The organism is Roseibium sp. M-1 (assembly GCF_054515675.1).
The window spans coordinates 4868289-4885190 of sequence record NZ_CM137257.1 but is presented as its reverse complement, the minus strand read 5'-3'; the positions used below and the strand labels follow the sequence as shown (position 1 = coordinate 4885190).

General features: G+C 61.3%; 15 protein-coding genes. 8 read left to right on the top strand and 7 right to left on the bottom strand.

Features of this window, described 5'->3' with window-relative positions:
• The first annotated feature begins 1 nt into the window (after window position 1).
• Complete coding sequence (locus ACX3M4_RS22220; protein ID WP_459355150.1) at window positions 2-1075, top strand: Glu/Leu/Phe/Val dehydrogenase dimerization domain-containing protein; 1074 nt, start codon at window positions 2-4, stop codon at window positions 1073-1075.
• Between the two features lie 53 nt (window positions 1076-1128).
• Here ACX3M4_RS22220 and ACX3M4_RS22215 read toward each other — a convergent pair whose 3' ends face one another.
• From ACX3M4_RS22215 to ACX3M4_RS22190, 6 genes are all read right to left on the bottom strand, one after another.
• Complete coding sequence (locus tag ACX3M4_RS22215; protein WP_459355149.1) at window positions 1129-1668, bottom strand: TetR/AcrR family transcriptional regulator; 540 nt, start codon at window positions 1666-1668, stop codon at window positions 1129-1131.
• Between the two features lie 195 nt (window positions 1669-1863).
• Window positions 1864-2763: a LysR family transcriptional regulator gene (locus ACX3M4_RS22210; RefSeq protein ID WP_459355148.1), complete on the bottom strand. Its 900-nt coding sequence runs from the start codon at window positions 2761-2763 to the stop codon at window positions 1864-1866.
• 95 nt (window positions 2764-2858) lie between these two features.
• Window positions 2859-3359 carry a DUF2937 family protein gene (locus ACX3M4_RS22205; protein ID WP_459355147.1) on the bottom strand — a complete coding sequence of 167 codons (501 nt, stop codon included), beginning with the start codon at window positions 3357-3359 and terminating at the stop codon, window positions 2859-2861.
• A 40-nt stretch (window positions 3360-3399) separates the two neighbouring features.
• The gene (locus tag ACX3M4_RS22200) at window positions 3400-4377 is read right to left on the bottom strand and encodes a WD40 repeat domain-containing protein (RefSeq protein ID WP_459355146.1); all 978 of its coding nucleotides are present in this window, start codon (window positions 4375-4377) and stop codon (window positions 3400-3402) included.
• A gap of 12 nt (window positions 4378-4389) precedes the next feature.
• A complete protein-coding gene (locus ACX3M4_RS22195) occupies window positions 4390-5496 on the bottom strand; it encodes a CobW family GTP-binding protein (protein WP_459355145.1) in 1107 nt (368 codons plus the stop codon).
• Window positions 5497-5691: 195 nt separating this feature from the next.
• Window positions 5692-6546: a LysR substrate-binding domain-containing protein gene (locus tag ACX3M4_RS22190; protein WP_459359488.1), complete on the bottom strand. Its 855-nt coding sequence runs from the start codon at window positions 6544-6546 to the stop codon at window positions 5692-5694.
• A gap of 97 nt (window positions 6547-6643) precedes the next feature.
• Here ACX3M4_RS22190 and ACX3M4_RS22185 point away from each other — a divergent pair, with 97 nt between their 5' ends.
• The 7 genes from ACX3M4_RS22185 (at window position 6644) to ACX3M4_RS22155 (ending at window position 15500) form a co-directional block, all read left to right on the top strand.
• Window positions 6644-7531, top strand: coding sequence for a PhzF family phenazine biosynthesis protein (locus ACX3M4_RS22185; protein ID WP_459355144.1), 888 nt, complete (start codon window positions 6644-6646; stop codon window positions 7529-7531).
• A gap of 161 nt (window positions 7532-7692) precedes the next feature.
• Window positions 7693-8829 (top strand): epoxide hydrolase family protein, encoded by a 1137-nt coding sequence (locus ACX3M4_RS22180; RefSeq protein ID WP_459355143.1) that lies wholly within the window; start codon window positions 7693-7695, stop codon window positions 8827-8829.
• A 116-nt stretch (window positions 8830-8945) separates the two neighbouring features.
• Entirely contained in the window at window positions 8946-9305 is a 360-nt protein-coding gene (locus ACX3M4_RS22175) for a VOC family protein (protein ID WP_459355142.1), read from the top strand.
• A gap of 311 nt (window positions 9306-9616) precedes the next feature.
• Window positions 9617-10798 carry a pyridoxal phosphate-dependent aminotransferase gene (locus ACX3M4_RS22170; RefSeq protein ID WP_459355141.1) on the top strand — a complete coding sequence of 394 codons (1182 nt, stop codon included), beginning with the start codon at window positions 9617-9619 and terminating at the stop codon, window positions 10796-10798.
• Window positions 10799-10949: 151 nt separating this feature from the next.
• On the top strand, window positions 10950-13121 hold the full coding sequence (locus ACX3M4_RS22165; protein WP_459355140.1) for a diguanylate cyclase: 2172 nt from the start codon (window positions 10950-10952) through the stop codon (window positions 13119-13121).
• 295 nt (window positions 13122-13416) lie between these two features.
• The gene (locus ACX3M4_RS22160) at window positions 13417-13830 is read left to right on the top strand and encodes a universal stress protein (RefSeq protein WP_459355139.1); all 414 of its coding nucleotides are present in this window, start codon (window positions 13417-13419) and stop codon (window positions 13828-13830) included.
• Between the two features lie 29 nt (window positions 13831-13859).
• On the top strand, window positions 13860-15500 hold the full coding sequence (locus ACX3M4_RS22155) for a BCCT family transporter (RefSeq protein ID WP_459355138.1): 1641 nt from the start codon (window positions 13860-13862) through the stop codon (window positions 15498-15500).
• Between the two features lie 248 nt (window positions 15501-15748).
• On the opposite strand, the gene ACX3M4_RS22150 is transcribed toward ACX3M4_RS22155, so the two are convergent.
• Complete coding sequence (locus ACX3M4_RS22150) at window positions 15749-16840, bottom strand: LacI family DNA-binding transcriptional regulator (RefSeq protein ID WP_459355137.1); 1092 nt, start codon at window positions 16838-16840, stop codon at window positions 15749-15751.
• Window positions 16841-16902: the final 62 nt, after the last annotated feature.

The following is a 16902-nucleotide window of genomic DNA, read 5'->3' as shown; positions in this document are numbered from 1 at the left end:
AATGAACGCCTTGCACACATCTGTTCACCACGGTGCTGTTTTCGATCACCCGGAAACCTGCACTCACGAAAACGTCGTGTTCGTCCAGGACAAACAGACCGGACTGCGCGCAGTCATCGCGGTCCACGACACCACTCTCGGGCCGGCACTCGGTGGATGCCGTGTGTGGCCTTATAAAAACCCCCATGATGCGCTGACGGACGCCCTGCGCCTCTCCCGCGGGATGACCTACAAGAACTCCCTCGCAGGTCTGGATCTCGGCGGCGGCAAGGCCGTGATCATCGCCGATCCGCGCAAGGACAAGTCCGAAGCCCTGATGGAAGCCTTCGGCCGTCATGTGGAGCGTCTGTCCGGCACCTACATCACCGCGGAGGATGTCGGCGTTTCCCCGGACGACATGGAGGCTGTCGCCCGCCACACCGCCCATGTGCGCGGCACAAAGGCAACCGGCCTTGGCGATCCCTCGCCCTACACTGCGCTCGGCGTCTTCGAAGGCATCAGGGCGTCTGCGAAATTCGTCTTCGGCAGCGATGATCTGGAAGGCAGGACCGTCTCCGTCCAGGGCCTCGGCCATGTCGGCTATGACGTTGCCCGCCAGCTGCATTCAGCCGGTGCGAAGCTGATCGTCTCCGATATTCACGCCCCGGCCGTCCTCAAGGCAATCGAAGCTTTCGGCGCGACCGCCGTCGATCCGGCCGAAGCGCATATGGTGGAAGCGGACATCTTCGTTCCCTGCGCCCTTGGCGCAGGCCTCAATGCCCGCACCGTTCCGCAGATCCAGGCAAAGATCGTTGCCGGAGCCGCCAACAACCAGTTGCAGACCCCGGCCGACGGCGAAGCGCTGAAGAAGCGCGGCATCCTCTATGCCCCGGATTATGCGATCAACGCGGGCGGCGTCATCTCCATCGCGCTGGCGACAGCCGACAGCGGCGACAAGCTAGTGCGGGAAAAGACAGTCGCCATCGGCGAAACGCTGGCAGTTATCTTCGAACGCGCCGCACGCGAAAACGTGACGCCGGAGCGCGTTGCCGACACCATGGCGGAAGAACGTCTTGCCAAGGCCCGCAAGGCCTGAGCGACGGAATCGCAAGTAACCGGACGGCGGCACTTGAGGCCGCCGTTTTCGTTTCAGGAAAACTTGCTCTCGTTGGCGAGCTTGAACATTTGCCGCACAAGGGACTTGGCGTCCTCGACAGCGGCCTCGCCCATTTCGGCATAACAGGCCGTCACGCCCTCGTGCAGCAGGTAGAGCTTCGAGGCGAACCCCTCCTGGCCACTGAGTTCGCCAAAGAAACGCAGCAACTCGCCCTTGTGGCGCTTGACCATGGCGGCAATTTCCGCGCTGTCAGGATTGGCCGCAAGAGCCTGGCGGAACATGCATTCCTTGCCGGCCGTCATGCGCATCCAGCCACCCAGCTTGTCGAAGAGCTGCACGGCGGCCTCCAGTCCGGGCACGCTTACGCCTTCGCGCACATAGACGAGATACCGCCGGTGGCGGTATTCAAGAGCCCCGAGGACCATTGCCTCGCGGGACGGGAAATGCCGGTAGAGCGTGCGCATGCTGACACCCGCGCCGGCTCTCAGTTCCGGAACGCTCGGCTCGGCGAACCCCCGGCTCCAGAAGACCTCTTCCAGACGGGCTGCGATATGTTCCTGAGCGTTTTCCATGATTAGACTTTGGTGCCTATACCTCTGACTTTCAAGTCATTCTTTCGCCGGAACTTGGTCCACGTATTTTTACTTAAATAACCGCAGGTGGAAAATCTTGACGGCCCCGGCGCGGAAAAAAGCTTCATATAGTCATTCCTCAAGGATATCCGGCACCCGGGCAGCAGCCGGAATATTAGCTTTGGTGTTTGAAATTTATTGATTGCCGCGACCCGAGGAATACCACTCGACAAGGAAATCGACGAAAGCACGAACTTTGGCACTCAGATGCCGCCGGTGCGGATATACTGCATGAATACCGCGCATCGGCTCCTCGAAATCCTCCAGAAGAACAATGAAGTTGCCGTTTTCGATATCCTCCGAGACGAAGAAGAACGGGGTCCGCAAAAATCCGAGCCCGCAGAGCGCGGCTTCCCGCGCCGCCGCAGCACTGTTGACCTCCAGCGGTCCCTTGACAGCAACGGACAGGCGCTCGCCGTTCTTCTGGAAGGCCCAGTTCTGCTTGTAGCGGTAATTGGTATCGATGATGCAGGGACGGGAGGCGAGATCGGCCGGCACCTTCGGCGCTCCGAACCTCTCGATCACCTCCGCCGTTGCGCAGACGACCGTGCGGAAGGGTGCGATCCGCCGGGCGATGAGGCTGGAATCCTCCAGCTGCGTCACGCGTACGGCGAGGTCGAAGCCCTCTTCCACCAGATCGACGAACCGGTCCTCCAGCCTGAGATCCAGGTTGATCTCCGGATAGCGGACCAGGAAATGCATCATTGCCCTGTTGAGCAGGTCGTCGCCCATGGAGCGGGGTGCGGAAACACGCAAGCGGCCGCGCACCTCCTGGTGGCTTGACTGGACAGAGGCCTGCAGATCGTCGATCCGCTGCAGGATCTCCACCGCCTCCTTGTAATAGGCCTCGCCGACCTCCGTCATGGAGACCTGCCGCGTCGTGCGGTTCAAGAGGCGCACGCCCAGCTCGTCCTCCAGTTCGCCCACATATTTGGAAACCAGCGCCTTGGACCGGCCCATTTCGCGGGCAGCTGCGGAAAATCCGTTCGAATCGACGACTTGAATGAAGCAGCGCATCCGCGTAATCGCGTCCATCCGGTTTCCTTCCAGCTTGCGGGCACAAGCGCCCTGCTTAGCGTATTTGATATCGGCCGGTCAAAAGCTTCGCGGTATTCTCGTCGCTGCGCCGGTCACTCCCGAACGGGCTTGCGGCGGCGCCCGAGACGCGCGACGCCAAAGAGTGCGCGCATTACCAGAAGGCCGCCAAGCGCGCCGATGCCGGCGCTGGCAAAACCCGTGGGCGTCACCGGCACGGCGGGTTCGTAGTCCGAGGCGGTTGCCTGGGCAAGCTGCGGATCGAAGCCGCGGGCAAATATCAGCAGCCGTTCCAACGGCCCCGCCATTTCAAATTCGTCCTGTTGCAGCTTCAGCCGGCTGAGGCGGATTTCCGCATTCAGCATGCTGTCGCCGCGCGAGCGCACGAAGGGGTCTTCCGACGCCTTCTGCCGGGCGATCGCTTCGGCCGGGGTAAGGCCGTGACGGGCGGCATCGCGGTTGAAGTCGGCGAGAACTTCTTCCAGCGCATCGATGGCGCCGCCGAGCCTCTGCCGGTATTGCTGCGAGAATTCCGGCAGCTGCGACGTCGCCGTCCCGCTCAAGAGCATGGCAAGCAGCATCAGGATACGTGCCATCTGGACCTCCCTTACCGCGGCCAGTGCCCCAAGAGATATCTCAGTCCTGCAGACTGACGATCCCGGCTTCGGCCGCCTCAGTACCGTAAACGAGCCGGACGCCTTCCGGATCCCATTCGAGTGTCGACACAGGCCCCTGGCCCGGCCGGCGCAGCAGGACTTCCGCATTGTCGGCAAAGCGGCACATCAGGATCATGCCGTCCTGATAACCGACCGCGCAGACATCTTCCTTCGGGTGACAGGCGACCACACTCACCAGGTTGTCGCCGCGCGTTCCGAGCTGCAGCGGCGTCTGCCCCATCGGCCCGGTCTTGCCGAAGAAGGGCCACAGGATCGCGGCATTGGCGCCGGAGGTCGCAAGGTAGCGCCCCTTCACCGACCAGCTGAAGGATTTGACCTTGGCCGGATAGCCCGTCATGCGCATGTCCTGGCTGTCCGACAGGCGCCAGCCGTGCAGCGCGTTCTCCTGCATCGACGTCACGAGATATTTGCCATCGGGCGAAAAGCTGACGCCGAGATGCGCGCCCTTCCAGGAAAGTTCCACCGGCGCACCGGCTGTCCCGGCCCACCACAGCGTCGCCCCGTCATACCGGGAAACTGCAAGACGCATGCCCTTGGGCGCGAAGACAAGACCGCCAACTGCCCGGTCGTGGGCGAATTCCTTTTCCTCACCGCTGCCGAGCTTCACCCAGGCTGTGCGGCCGCTGGCAAAGGCAACCGCTCCGGAAGGGCCTGCCGCGATCAGGTCGATCCACTTGCGCGGCCGTTCCGCCACCAGTTCGGAAGATCCGTCCACACCGGTCCGATAGATGCAGCCATCGTCCCCGGACGTGATCAGAGCCGTCCGGTCGATGGCAGGCTCGGCCGCCAGCAGTCCCGCCTTGTGCGGACGGTGCTTGGTTTCTCCCGTTCCGGAAAAGATGATCTCGCCTTCGCCGGAGGCAAAATAGGCGCAGCCTTTCAGGAAACCGGCGCGGACGACATAGCCGTCCGCGTCCACTGGTGCAATTGTCGGCAAAACGTGAGGTCCTTATTGGGCGACGCAGGCCTGGAAACTGTCTTTCAGCACATCCCAGTTGAGATCGCGGCCGATAAAGACGAGACGGCTTTCGCGCTGTTCGCCGTCCTTCCAGTCACGCTGGTGATCGCCCTCGACGATCATGTGCACGCCCTGGATCACGTAGCGCTGCGGATCGCCCTTGAAGGCCAGGATCCCCTTCATGCGCAGAATGTTCGGACCCTGGACCTGGGTGACCTGATTGACCCAGGGGAAGAACATGTTCGGATCGAGGTCGCCGGCCTTCAGCGAGATGCTCTTCACCGAATGCGGATCCTCCTCATGGTGGTGATGCCCATGATCGTGCCCGTGACCGTGACCGTGATGATGGTGTCCGTGCTCATGATCGTGGTCATGTTCATGGTGGTGGTGATGATCGTGGTCGCAATCCGGGCCGCATTCGTCGGCGTGGTGGCCGTGCTCCAGGAAATGCGGGTCGAGCGACAGGATACGGTCAAGATCGAAGGCGCCGCGGTCAAGCACCTTGGCAATGTCGATGCTGCAGCGCTCGCTGCGATGCTGGACGGCGTAGGGGTTGATGGAACGGATGCGGGCCTCGACGGCGGCCAGTTCCTCGGCGGAGACGAGATCGGTCTTGTTGATCAGGATAACGTCGGCAAAGGCCACCTGGTCTTCCGCCTCTTCGGTGTCTTCCAGACGCTGCAGCACGTGGCGGGCATCGACGACGGCAACCACCGCATCGAGCTTTGCGGCGGCGCGCACGTCGTCGTCCATGAAGAAGGTCTGGGCGACCGGTGCCGGATCGGCAACGCCGGTCGTCTCCACGATGATGGCATCGAAGGAATTCTTGCGCTTCATCAGGTTCTGCACTGTGCGGATCAGGTCGCCGCGCACCGTGCAGCAGATGCAGCCGTTGTTCATTTCGAAGATTTCTTCGTCGGATTCGACCAGAAGGTCGTTGTCGATGCCAACCTCGCCGAATTCATTGACGATCACCGCGTACCGCTGGCCGTGGTTCTCGGTCAGGATGCGGTTGAGAAGGGTCGTCTTGCCGGCACCGAGATAGCCCGTAAGTACGGTGACGGGGATCTGGGCCTGGCTGTCCTGGGTCGCAGTCATTGCGCTAAATTTCCTGGCAGGGGATGGGAAGGTGCCCGCTATCCGGCGGGCCGCTTTGGCGCGAATATAAGCATAACACCGCCGCTTTGGGAGGGCGGTGGTGAAATTTCCCGTTTGCAGCCCGGCCTGTGGAAACCGGCTGGAGGGATTGGGGTGCTGTTCAGGTATTTCCCGCGCGCCCCCCGCACGTCACATCTAGGACCGGCAGATCTCCTCGCGGAGCCACGTGCAGAAGTCTCGCGGCGCCGGGCGCTGATCGCCTTCCCGGATCAGCGCAAAATACCAGTCCGGACCCTTCAACACGGTGGAGAAGGGCGCAATGAGCTTGCCTTCGTCGATCAGCGGGTGGAAGAGCGTCGGCGACAGCAAGGCAACGCCATGCCCCGCGACCGCTGCGGCCGCCATCAGTTCGAAAAGCGAGTATTTGATGCCGGTGAAGCGCAGGCCTTTCGGCATTGTCCGCTCCGCCATTGCAAACCATTTGCTCCAGTCGGGATGGCGCAGGAGATCGAACCCGGCAAGATCCTCCGGATCGGCCAGCCTGCGGCCTTCGAGCAGCGAAGGGGCCACCATCGGCGTGACATCGACCGGCGCAATCGGAAATTCATCCAGTCCGTCCCAACCTCCCCGCCCGGTCCGGATGGCGACATCGAAGGCGGGCGGTGTCCGCAGATCCGAGGAAATATCGAGTTCGATGGCCGCGCATCCCGGCACACGATAACCGGGCAGTCTCGGCGCCAGCCAGAGAGCGGCGAAAGCGGGGGGTACCGTCACCCGCAGCGGCGCTGCAGCCGCGTGAAATGCATCGAGCGCCTCGCCGATCCCATCCAGGGCCTGCCTGATCCGGATTGCCAGCGCTGCCGCTGCCGGCGTCGGCTCGACCCGTCTGCCGATACGGTTGAACAGGGGCTGACCGAGTTCCGCCTCGAGCGTGCGAATGCGCAGGCTTACAGCCGCCGGCGTAAGGGCCAGACGATCTGCCGCACCGGCAAAGCTGCCTATGCTGACGCACATTTCCAGGATGCGAAGGGATTCAAGTGAGGGACGAATGATTAGTTTCCCTTGTCAATCAGGCAAGCAATGCGCGTTTTGCGCGTGAGGCCGTCCGGTGCACAGTCAGCGCCATCGCAAAGATAGGAGCAAGGCCATGTCCTCGCAATCGAACAGTGCTGCCCACGCCGCCGGCCTCATCGACGTGTTCGCCGACACCCCGCTGAGCGGCAATCCGCTTGCAGTCGTGGAAGATGCCGACGGGCTCTCCGAGAGCCAGATGCGGCGGATCGCGAGCGAGTTCAACCAGGCGGAAACCACCTTCGTCATGCACAGCGAGCGAGCGGACCTCAAACTCCGGTCCTTCACCGCGGCTGGAGCCGAAGTCGGCGGAGCCGGCCACAATGCACTCGGTGCTTGGCTCTGGCTTGCCGAAAGCGGCAAATTCGGCACGATCTCTGCCCCGCGTCAGTTCCGGCAGGAAATCGCGGGGGAGGTACTACCGATCGAACTGCGGCCGATGGAAGGCCGCATCCACGGCCGGATGAAGCAGGCCCCGCTCAAGTTGGGGACTCAACTGAGAGACCTTGCGCCCTTGACGGCGGCACTGGGCCTCGCCCCGGAAGATGTTCTTTCAACCCCTGCGCCGCGTGTCGCGAATACAGGCGCAGGGCACCTCCTGGTACGTCTTCGCGATGCCGCGACGGTCGACCGCGCCGATCCGGCAGCAAAAGCGCTTCTGAAGGTCCTGGACACAGCCTCGGCGGAGGGGTGCTACATCTATGCAATTTCTGCTGCCGCGCCGGACCGGGCCTATGCACGGTTCTTCAACCCGACGGTCGGGCTTTGGGAAGACGCGGCAACCGGCACCGCAGCCGGCCCGCTTGCAGCCTACCTCGCAGCCGAAGGCCTGATTTCCGATCGCATCGAGATCGAACAGGGCACCAGAATGGGCCGGCGGAGCATCCTGAAGGTCGGCCTTTCCCCCGAGCCGGAAATTTCAGGCGCCGGCATCGTCGTCATGCGCGGCACATTGACGGTCTGACAGCACCTTCGCCTCCGGCGGGACGGATGCCCGTGCCCCGCCGGGTTCTACCTCGTCAGGACATGACAATTACCCGGCGCGCCTTCAGCGGCGGCGCGATTTCGCTTGCCGCTTCACTCGCAAACAGCCCCGCCCTTTCGCTATCACAGGAGGAATACCCGGTGTTCACCGCAGAACCGTTCAAGATCCAGATCGGCGACGAGGCGATTGCAGACCTGAAAGATCGCCTGGAAAAGGCACGGTGGCCCGCTGCCATCACCGGTGACTGGTCACGCGGCCAGCCGGCCGGTCTGATCCGGGAACTCGCCGACCAATGGAGGACCGCTTACGACTGGCGGACGCATGAGCGCGAGCTGAACCGGTTCCCTCACTTCATGACGGAGATCGACGGTCAGCCGATCCATTTCATGCATATCAAGTCGCCGGTGCCCGACGCATTTCCATTGATCCTCAGCCACGGCTGGCCCAGCAGCTTCATCGAATTCATCGACCTGATTGGCCCCTTGAGCGATCCGCAAGCGCACGGACTGGACCCGTCGATTGCTTTTGACCTTGTCATTCCATCTCTGCCGGGCTTCGGGTTTTCCGGTCCGATGACATCGCCGGGCTGGGACAGTGCCAAAACGGCAAAGACCTGGGATACGCTGATGAAAGGGTTGGGATACGGACGCTACGGTGCTCACGGAGGGGATGCGGGTGCTCTCGTCGGCCGCGAACTCGGCATCCTCGCACCTGAAGGTCTTGCCGGCACGCACCTTCTGCAGATCTTCGCCTTTCCCGCGGGACAACCAGGCGAGATGGAGAAACTCTCCCCCTTCGAGCTGGAGGGAATGGCGAACCTGGCCTCCTTTGAAAAATACGGCGGATACCAGGCCATCCAGTCGAAGCGCCCCGGCACACTTGCCTTTGCACTAGTCGACTCGCCACTCGGCCAGCTGGCCTGGAATGCCGAACTGTGGTTTGGTTTTGAGGGAAGTGGCGTCGATCAAGTGGACCGGGAGCGCTATCTGACCAACAACGCCATCTACTGGTTCACGGCGACCAGCGGATCTGCGGCGAACGTCTATTTCGAAGACACGCAAACAGGCGCAGGTTATCGCGAGGTGGACAACCCGACACCAACCGGCGTTGCCGTGTTCCCCAACGATTTCCGGTCTGTGCGCAACTTCGCCGAGCGTTCGAACAACATCGTTCACTGGACGGAAATGCCGCACGGCGGGCACTTCGCGGCCCTCGATGCGCCTGACTTGCTTGTCGCCGACATGCGCCGGTTTTTCACCAAGGTGATCAGTGGATAGATATAGTCGATCGCCGTCGCGAAGGACTTTAGTCATTTGACCTGCACCGGCGCGAAACGCCATCGGGACACCTTCGCCTCTTGCCTGCATCACCGTCTTTATCAAGGGAGCAACTCATGCCGAAAGTCGTTGGAATTGGTGGCGTGTTCTTCAGGTCAGCGGACCCGGCCGGGCTCGCGGAGTGGTATGAGACCCATCTCGGCATCGACAACCTGCAGAAGTCTGTGTGGCAGCAGGAGGCGGGGATGACCATCTTCGGGCCTTTCTCTGCGACCACCGATTATTTCGGGCGCGCGGAACAGCAATGGATGATCAATTTCCGGGTCGATGACCTCGACGGCTTCATCAGAAAGTTGACGGAAAGCGGCATCGCGGTGGAAACCCGGGCCGAATGGGACTCGGAAGTTGGCCGGTTTGCCCGGATCCACGATCCGGAGGGCAATCCGATCGAACTTTGGCAACCCGCGAAACCCTAATACCAACCTCAACACATAGGAACCCATCTGATGGTGCTGTTCCGGTTTGCCGGCAAGGCGCGTTGCGCAGGACGGCCTGGCTGGCCGTTCAAGCGGCGCAACGCGGTCAGATGGGTTCCTATGTGTTGAGGTTGGTATAAGGCCGGCAGAGCTGCTGGCCCATCGCTCGCCTCCCCACCGGTGAAGTGCCTCGCCCGAACGCTTTCCCCTCTTTTCAGCCTTTCCAAGGCCCTTGACGCCGCAGTACCGTCAGCCCCGACCATGCTGGCGGACCTGCGAAAACGCCGAAGAGCCCTCGGGGAGAGACCGGAATGCTGCAGACGATCAGCGGATTTGACCGCATCGGCGAGGAAAACGCCTTTGCCGTGCTGGCCCGTGCGACGGAGCTCGCCGCCCAGGGGCGCGACATCATCAATCTGGGCATCGGCCAACCGGATTTCAGGACCCCGGACAATATCGTCGAGGCAGCAGTCAAGGCCCTGCGTGACGGCCAGCACGGCTACACACCGGCCACCGGTATAGCCCCCCTGCGCGAGGCGGTGTCCGCTGACCTACTCAGGCGCCACGGCACGGAGACAAACCCGGACAATGTGCTGATCGTTCCCGGCGGCAAGGTGACCATGTTCATGGCGATCCTGATGTTCGGCGAACCGGGCGCCGAGATCCTCTATCCGGATCCCGGTTTTCCGATCTACCGCTCGATGATCGAGTTTACCGGTGCCCGGCCGGTGCCGGTGCCGATCCGCGAAGAAAACAACTTTGCCTTCTCAGCCGAGGAAACGCTGTCCCTCATCACGGACAAGACCAGGCTCCTGATCCTCAATTCGCCTGCCAATCCGACCGGCGGCGTGACACCGCGCGCCGAAATCGAAAAACTTGTCGCCGGATTGGAACGGTTCCCCGACGTCGCGGTCCTGTCCGACGAGATCTACTCGCAGATGACCTATGACGGCATGTCGCATGTCTCCCTCCTCACCTTCGAGACCCTGCATGACCGGCTGATCCTGCTTGACGGCTGGTCCAAGACCTATGCCATGACCGGCTGGCGTCTGGGCTTCTCGCTCTGGCCGGACAGCCTCATCGGCAAGGCGCGCAAGCTCGCCGTCAATGCCTGGTCCTGCGTCAACGCTCCGGCCCAGTTCGCCGCCCTGGAAGCGCTCACCGGACCGCAGACAGCCGTCAGTGAAATGGTCGCGGCCTTCGACGAAAGGCGCAAGGTGACGGTTGCTGGCCTCAACGCCATCGGCAATCTCTCCTGCCGGACGCCGCTCGGCGCGTTCTACGCCTTTCCCAATATCGAGAACACCGGCTGGAAAGCCAAGGCGCTGGCCTCGGCTCTGCTGGAGGAGGCAGGTGTTGCCGTCATAGGCGGTCCGGATTTCGGAATATTGGGCGAGGGTTACATCAGATTGTCTTACGCAAATTCGGTCGGCAACATTCGTGAGGCGTTGAAGAGGATCGACAACTTCCTCAAAGACAGCACCACGACTTGAACAATAAGCACTATTACCAATCGCAACCCCGGCACAAGGTTAACGAGATCAACTTCTTCCACGAGTCTTCCTTTGCGTATCCCTTTTATTAAACTTTTATTGTCTTCAATAAGGGACAAGCCCAAGCGAAGGCGAGACAACGGGGACACAAATGGCAGAGAGCATAGTTCTGGATCTTGAACAGTCCTTCGGTGCCTTGAACGAATGTGTTCTCGTCACCAATGCCGAAAGAACCATAATTTTCATCAATGAAGCGATGGAGAAACTGCTTCGCGGCAAGAGCCACGATATCGTTGGCTCTACGACGAAACGCTTTTTTGCGGACCCCAGTCAGTACGAACAGATGGCCGAACTTTATCAAGTCCCGACGGACCATCGGAATCGCAAGGCGTACGCAGTCGAACTCGTTCTGGAGGACGGCACCACGGCTTCCGTGGAAGTGGTCAGCGCGCCTCTCTTCGATACAGATCAATGCCTGAGCGGTCTCCTCTTTATCGCCCGTGATCAAAGCGAACGAAAGGCTCTTGAAAGCAAACTGAGCGACATTGCGCTGACGCTCGAGGACGCGCTGGATGCAATCAGCGAAGGCTTTGCAATCTTCGACAAGGAAGACCGGCTGATCATCTGCAACGATACCTACCGCGAAATTTATGCACCGTCCGCACCGTCGATGTTCCCTGGCAACCGCTTTGAGGACATTCTGCGTTTCGGCCTCAACCGGAAGCAATACGATACCGGCGGTCTGGGTGCGGAAGATTGGCTAGCAGAACGCCTCGAGCGGCATCTGGCGGCTGACGGTGCTGTTCTCGAGCAGAATCTCAGCGACGGGCGATGGATCCGGATTTCCGAAATGCGCACCCGCCGTGGTGGCATAGCCGGAATTCGAACCGACATCACGGAGCTGAAAAAGGCCAGGGCAGAGGCGGAAAACGCTTACCAGAACCTCAGCCTGATGGCCGACAGTATCGTTGCCAGCGTCATGGACGTGGACCTGGACGGCAATTGTGTCTTTATCAACAAAACCGGCTGCGCCTGGTTCAACGACGAAGCCGAAAACCTGATCGGGACCCGTCTGCGCGACCGCCTGCCTTGGAAAGAGCGCGAAAATGCGCGCGCGATGTTCATGGCCGCCCAGAAGGGAGAGAAGGTCTCAACTGAAACATGCTTCCACTTCCCGGACGGCATTACCCGTGAATGTCTTGTGGATTGCAATCCGCGCATCGACGAGGACGGCAACGTCCTCGGCATCGTCGTTCTGATTTCCGACATTACCGACCGGAAGAAAACGGAACGGACCCTGGCAGAACTCTATGCCATCACATCGACACGGGAACTCGGACACGAGGACAAGATCGCGGAAATCCTGCGCCTTGGCACCGAGCATTTCGAGGTGCCTTTCGGCATTATCAGTCATGTGATCGACGACCATTACACGGTTACCCACGCCCAGAGCCCCAACGGCGAGCTTGTTCCCGGGACCTCCTTCCCGCTGAAGGATACCTATTGCAATCTGACCCTTCGCACCGATGATGCAGTTGCCACTTCCAACGCTGCCTCTTCCACCTTCGCAAAGCATCCCTGCTACGAAATCTTCAAGCTCGAGACCTATATCGGCGCACCGCTGCTTGTGGATGGCGAGGTGCATGGCACGATCAACTTCACCGATTCCGAAATCCGCAAGCGTAACTTCACACCGTCCGACCTGCAGATCGTGCGTCAGTTCGCCGACTGGATCGGCCACGAGATAGCCCGCCAGCGCGATCATCAGGCGCTTATGAATGCCAAGATCAACCTGGAGCGCGTCGCCAGCGTCGACGACCTGACCCAGATCCTCAACCGCCGCGCCTTCCTGGAACAGGCCAACACGGAAGTGCAGCGATTCCGCCGCACCAAGCGGCCGTTCACGGCAGTCATGATGGATATCGACAAGTTCAAGCAGATCAACGATCTGCATGGTCATGCCACCGGCGACGAAGTCTTGAAGAAATTCGCCGATATTGTCGGCGGCGCCCTGCGCGCGGTCGACGTCTTCGGCCGGGTCGGCGGCGAGGAATTCTGCATGATCCTGCACAACACCACCATGGACGACGCCATGCTGGTCTGCGAGCGCCTGCGGCTGAAAATCATGCAGGAGTGTCAGCATGACGTGGTCGCGCAGACCGTTACCTGCAGCATGGGCCTTGCCTCGGCCGCCCGCGAGGATGTCGAATTCTCGACCCTGATGCAGAAGGCCGACATGGCGCTCTACGAAGCCAAGTCGACCGGCCGCAACAAATGCGTCGCCCACAAGGCGTTACAGCCGGAAAAATCTCCGGTGTTGTAACCAGGCGACCCACGGCGGAATTGAAGCGCAGCGGCGAAGGGCTTTGACGTTCGCCGCTGCCTCTCCATGAACCGGTTTCCAGGTTGCTGTCATTTCTTGCACGGGTGTCGTAACGGCACCTGTTTCTGCCGTTCTTTTGACGCTCGTTACCATTTGTGCGACAGTATTCTGAGCCACAGCGGAGCGGAACAAGTAACAAAACAATATCATTCAATGCCTGTGCGGACCCTCCGCGTGATGATACCAACGACTTGATATCAAAATATTTTAGTCGTTATCACTCAGGGAGGGACATTTGTTCAAAAAAATACTCATTCCTATTGACCTACGCCATGCGGATAAACTTGAAAAATCCGTTCAGGCGGGGGCAAACCTGGCGAAAGCCGACAATATTGCGGTTGTATTTGCAGCTGTAACTTCCAATGCGCCCGGTGCGCTTGCCCATACGCCTGAAGAGTTTCGCAACAAGCTCGCGTCCTATGCGACAGAGCAGGGCCGACTTCACGGTATCGACGCCACCGGCCACGAAGTTTTTGTTCACGACCCTGCCGTTGAACTGGAAGACGGCCTGCTGAAGGCCGTGCACGAATGCGGCGCGGACCTCGTCGTGATGGCGACCCATATCCCGCATCTGCCAGACCATATCTGGCCGTCGAACGGCGGCCGCATCGCGGCGCATGCGGATGTCTCTGTCTTTCTCGTCAGATAACAAAACAATTACACACAAGGAGCGCGCCCATGAGTGACAGCGCCAATAACCAGGGCATCCCGGGTCCGGACGGTGCCGCCAATCTCATCGATACGGAATACGAGATCGGCCAGGACAATATCGAAACCTCGGTCGGTCCGTTCGATCTCGACATCCATAATCCGGTCTTCCTGATCTCCGGCCTGACGATCGTCGCCTTCGTCTTCCTGACACTTGCCTTCCAGACCGAAGTCGGGCCGATCTTCGATGCCATGCGCAAATGGCTGACGTCGAACCTGGACTGGTTCTTCATCATCTCCGGCAACATCTTCGTTCTCGTCTGTCTCGCGCTGATCGTGACACCCCTCGGAAACGTGCGCATCGGCGGCAAGGACGCCGACCCGGACTACAGCTATTTCGGCTGGTTCGCGATGCTTTTTGCCGCCGGCATGGGCATCGGGCTGATGTTTTTCGGCGTGCTGGAGCCGGTTTATCACATGGCCTTTTCCGAGCCGGTCGGCGTGCCTTCCCCGTTCGATGCCGACGGCAATCTGATTGAGGAAAATGTCGCTGCCGCCAAGGCGATGGGCATGGCTGCCACCATCTTCCACTGGGGCCTGCACCCCTGGGCGATCTACGCTGTGGTGGCACTTGCGCTGGCGCTCTTTTCCTTCAACAAGGGCCTGCCGCTGACGATGCGCTCGGTGTTCTACCCGATCTTCGGCGAACGCACCTGGGGCTGGCCGGGACACGTCATCGACATCCTCGCCGTCTTCGCGACCCTGTTCGGCCTGGCAACCTCGCTCGGCTTCGGCGCACAGCAGGCCAACGCCGGTCTCGACTTCGTCTTCGGTATTCCAGTCAGCGTGACGGCACAGGTGGTGCTCATCATCGGCATCACGGCGGTTGCCCTGATCTCGGTGCTGCGCGGGCTCGACGGCGGCGTCAAGGTGCTGTCGGAGATCAACATGATGATCGCCGCGCTGCTGCTGGTCTTTGTCATCGCCGCCGGCCCAACGGCCACCCTGGCAACCGATTTCGTCGCCAACCTCTTTGCCTACGGCAAGGAGATCGTGCCGCTGTCCATGCCCTTCGGCCGTGAGGATGACGGCTTCCGCCAGGGCTGGACGTCCTTCTACTGGGCCTGGTGGATCTCCTGGTCGCCGTTTGTCGGCATGTTCATTGCCCGGGTCAGCCGCGGCCGCACCGTGCGCGAGTTCATTGTCTGTGTGCTCATCATCCCGACGATTGTCTCCGTGATCTGGATGACGGCCTTCGGCGGCACGGCAATCGAACAGGTCCTGACCAATCCGGACAGCAGCAAGGTGCATCAGTATGTGATTGCCAGCTACAGCCCGGAACTGTCGCTGTTCGGCATGCTCGCCGACCTGCCGATGGCCTCGATCACCTCCTTCATCGGCATCGTCCTGGTGATCGTGTTCTTCGTGACGTCGTCGGACAGCGGCTCGCTGGTGATCGACACCATCACCGCCGGCGGCAAGGTCGACGCCCCCGTGCCCCAGCGCGTCTTCTGGTGCACCTTCGAGGGCCTCGTCGCCATCGCGCTCCTGCTCGGCGGCGGCCTCGGCGCCCTGCAGGCCATGGCGGTCTCGACGGGCTTCCCCTTCACCATCGTGCTGCTGCTGGCCTGCTACGCCATCTTCAAGGGGCTGAAGGACGAGCCACGCTGAAGGACAGCACCCCACAATGAAACGGGCGGCATTTGCCGCCCGTTTTTCTTTGCAACACCTCTCTTCTCGTCATCCCGGACGCCGCGCATCGAAGATCCGGGACCGGAGAGCCGAAAGATTTGCGATCAAACGAAAAAGACCCCCGCTCCATGCTTCCCCGGTCCCGGCTCACACTTCGCTTGGCCGGGAGGACGGTGGCGAGGATATTCGTGGAAGGTGTAAGCTGAGGGCAGCCCCAGCCGCCCGTTTTACTCAGCCAGCTTCGGTGCCAGGCGCACACCCGGAGGCGGCGAGCTTTCGCGGATGCGCACTTCCGGTTCGATGACGATGGGTGTATTCGGGACCCGGTCGCCTGCGATCTGGCGCAGCAGGGTGAGGGCCGCCAGGCGGCCGATCTTGTCCGGCTGGGCCGAGACGGTCGTCAGCGCGGGCGTGCGGGCATCCGCGCCGTCGATATCGTCATAACCTGTGATCGCCATATCCGGCCCCGGTTCGATGCCGGCGCGGCGGAAGGTGGTCATCATGCCAAGCGCGACCAGATCGTTGAAGCCGACGATGGCTGTCGGCCGGCGCTCTGCCTCCATGATCTTCGGCACGGCTGCCCGTCCGTCCGCTTGGGTCATCAGCTCCGGCAGGTCCAGCTGGCCCGCAGGGTCGATGCCGGCTTCTTCCAGTGCCTTGCGCCAGCCGGCATTGCGAAAGCGCCCGGTGGAGCTTTCCCGCCGCCCGCCGACCATGGCGATGTCCTTGTGCCCCTGTTTGATGAGATGCTTGGTGATCTGGTAGGTGCCGGCCAGGTCGTCGCCGCGCACGCAGGGCGCCCAGACGCCGGGGACTTCGCGCGCCACAAGCGTCACCGGAATGCCCTGGTCCACCAGCCGGTTGATTTCCTCTGCCGAGGTGCCGACGGAGGGACACAGGATCAGGCCGTCGGCCCGGTGCTGCAGCAGCGTGTTGACGAAGGCACGCTGGCGTTTGACGTCGTCGCGATGGTTGCAGATGAAGATCATCTGCCCCTGCTCTTCGAGGACATCCTCAAGCGCGGAAAACACTTCGGCGAAATAAGGGTTCAGGATGTCGTGGACCGCGACACCGACGATCTGGCTGCGCGCGGTGCGCAGCGACGCGGCAGAGCGATTGTAGATGTAACCGATCTCTTCGGCGGTCTGCTTGACCTTCACCCGTGTCTCTTCGGCGACAAGCGGACTGTCCCGCAGCGCCAGCGACACGGTGGCCGTGGATATCCCGAGCTGGTCGGCAATATGTCCGAGAGTTAGCCTTTTGCCCGGCTTTTGCGGAAATTCCGGCTGGGAGGGAGGGGAACCGTTGTCTTCAGACATTCCTATTTCTCGATGACCGCAGCGGCAATGGCAGAGACCGTTATAGACCTCTGCCGCCGGGG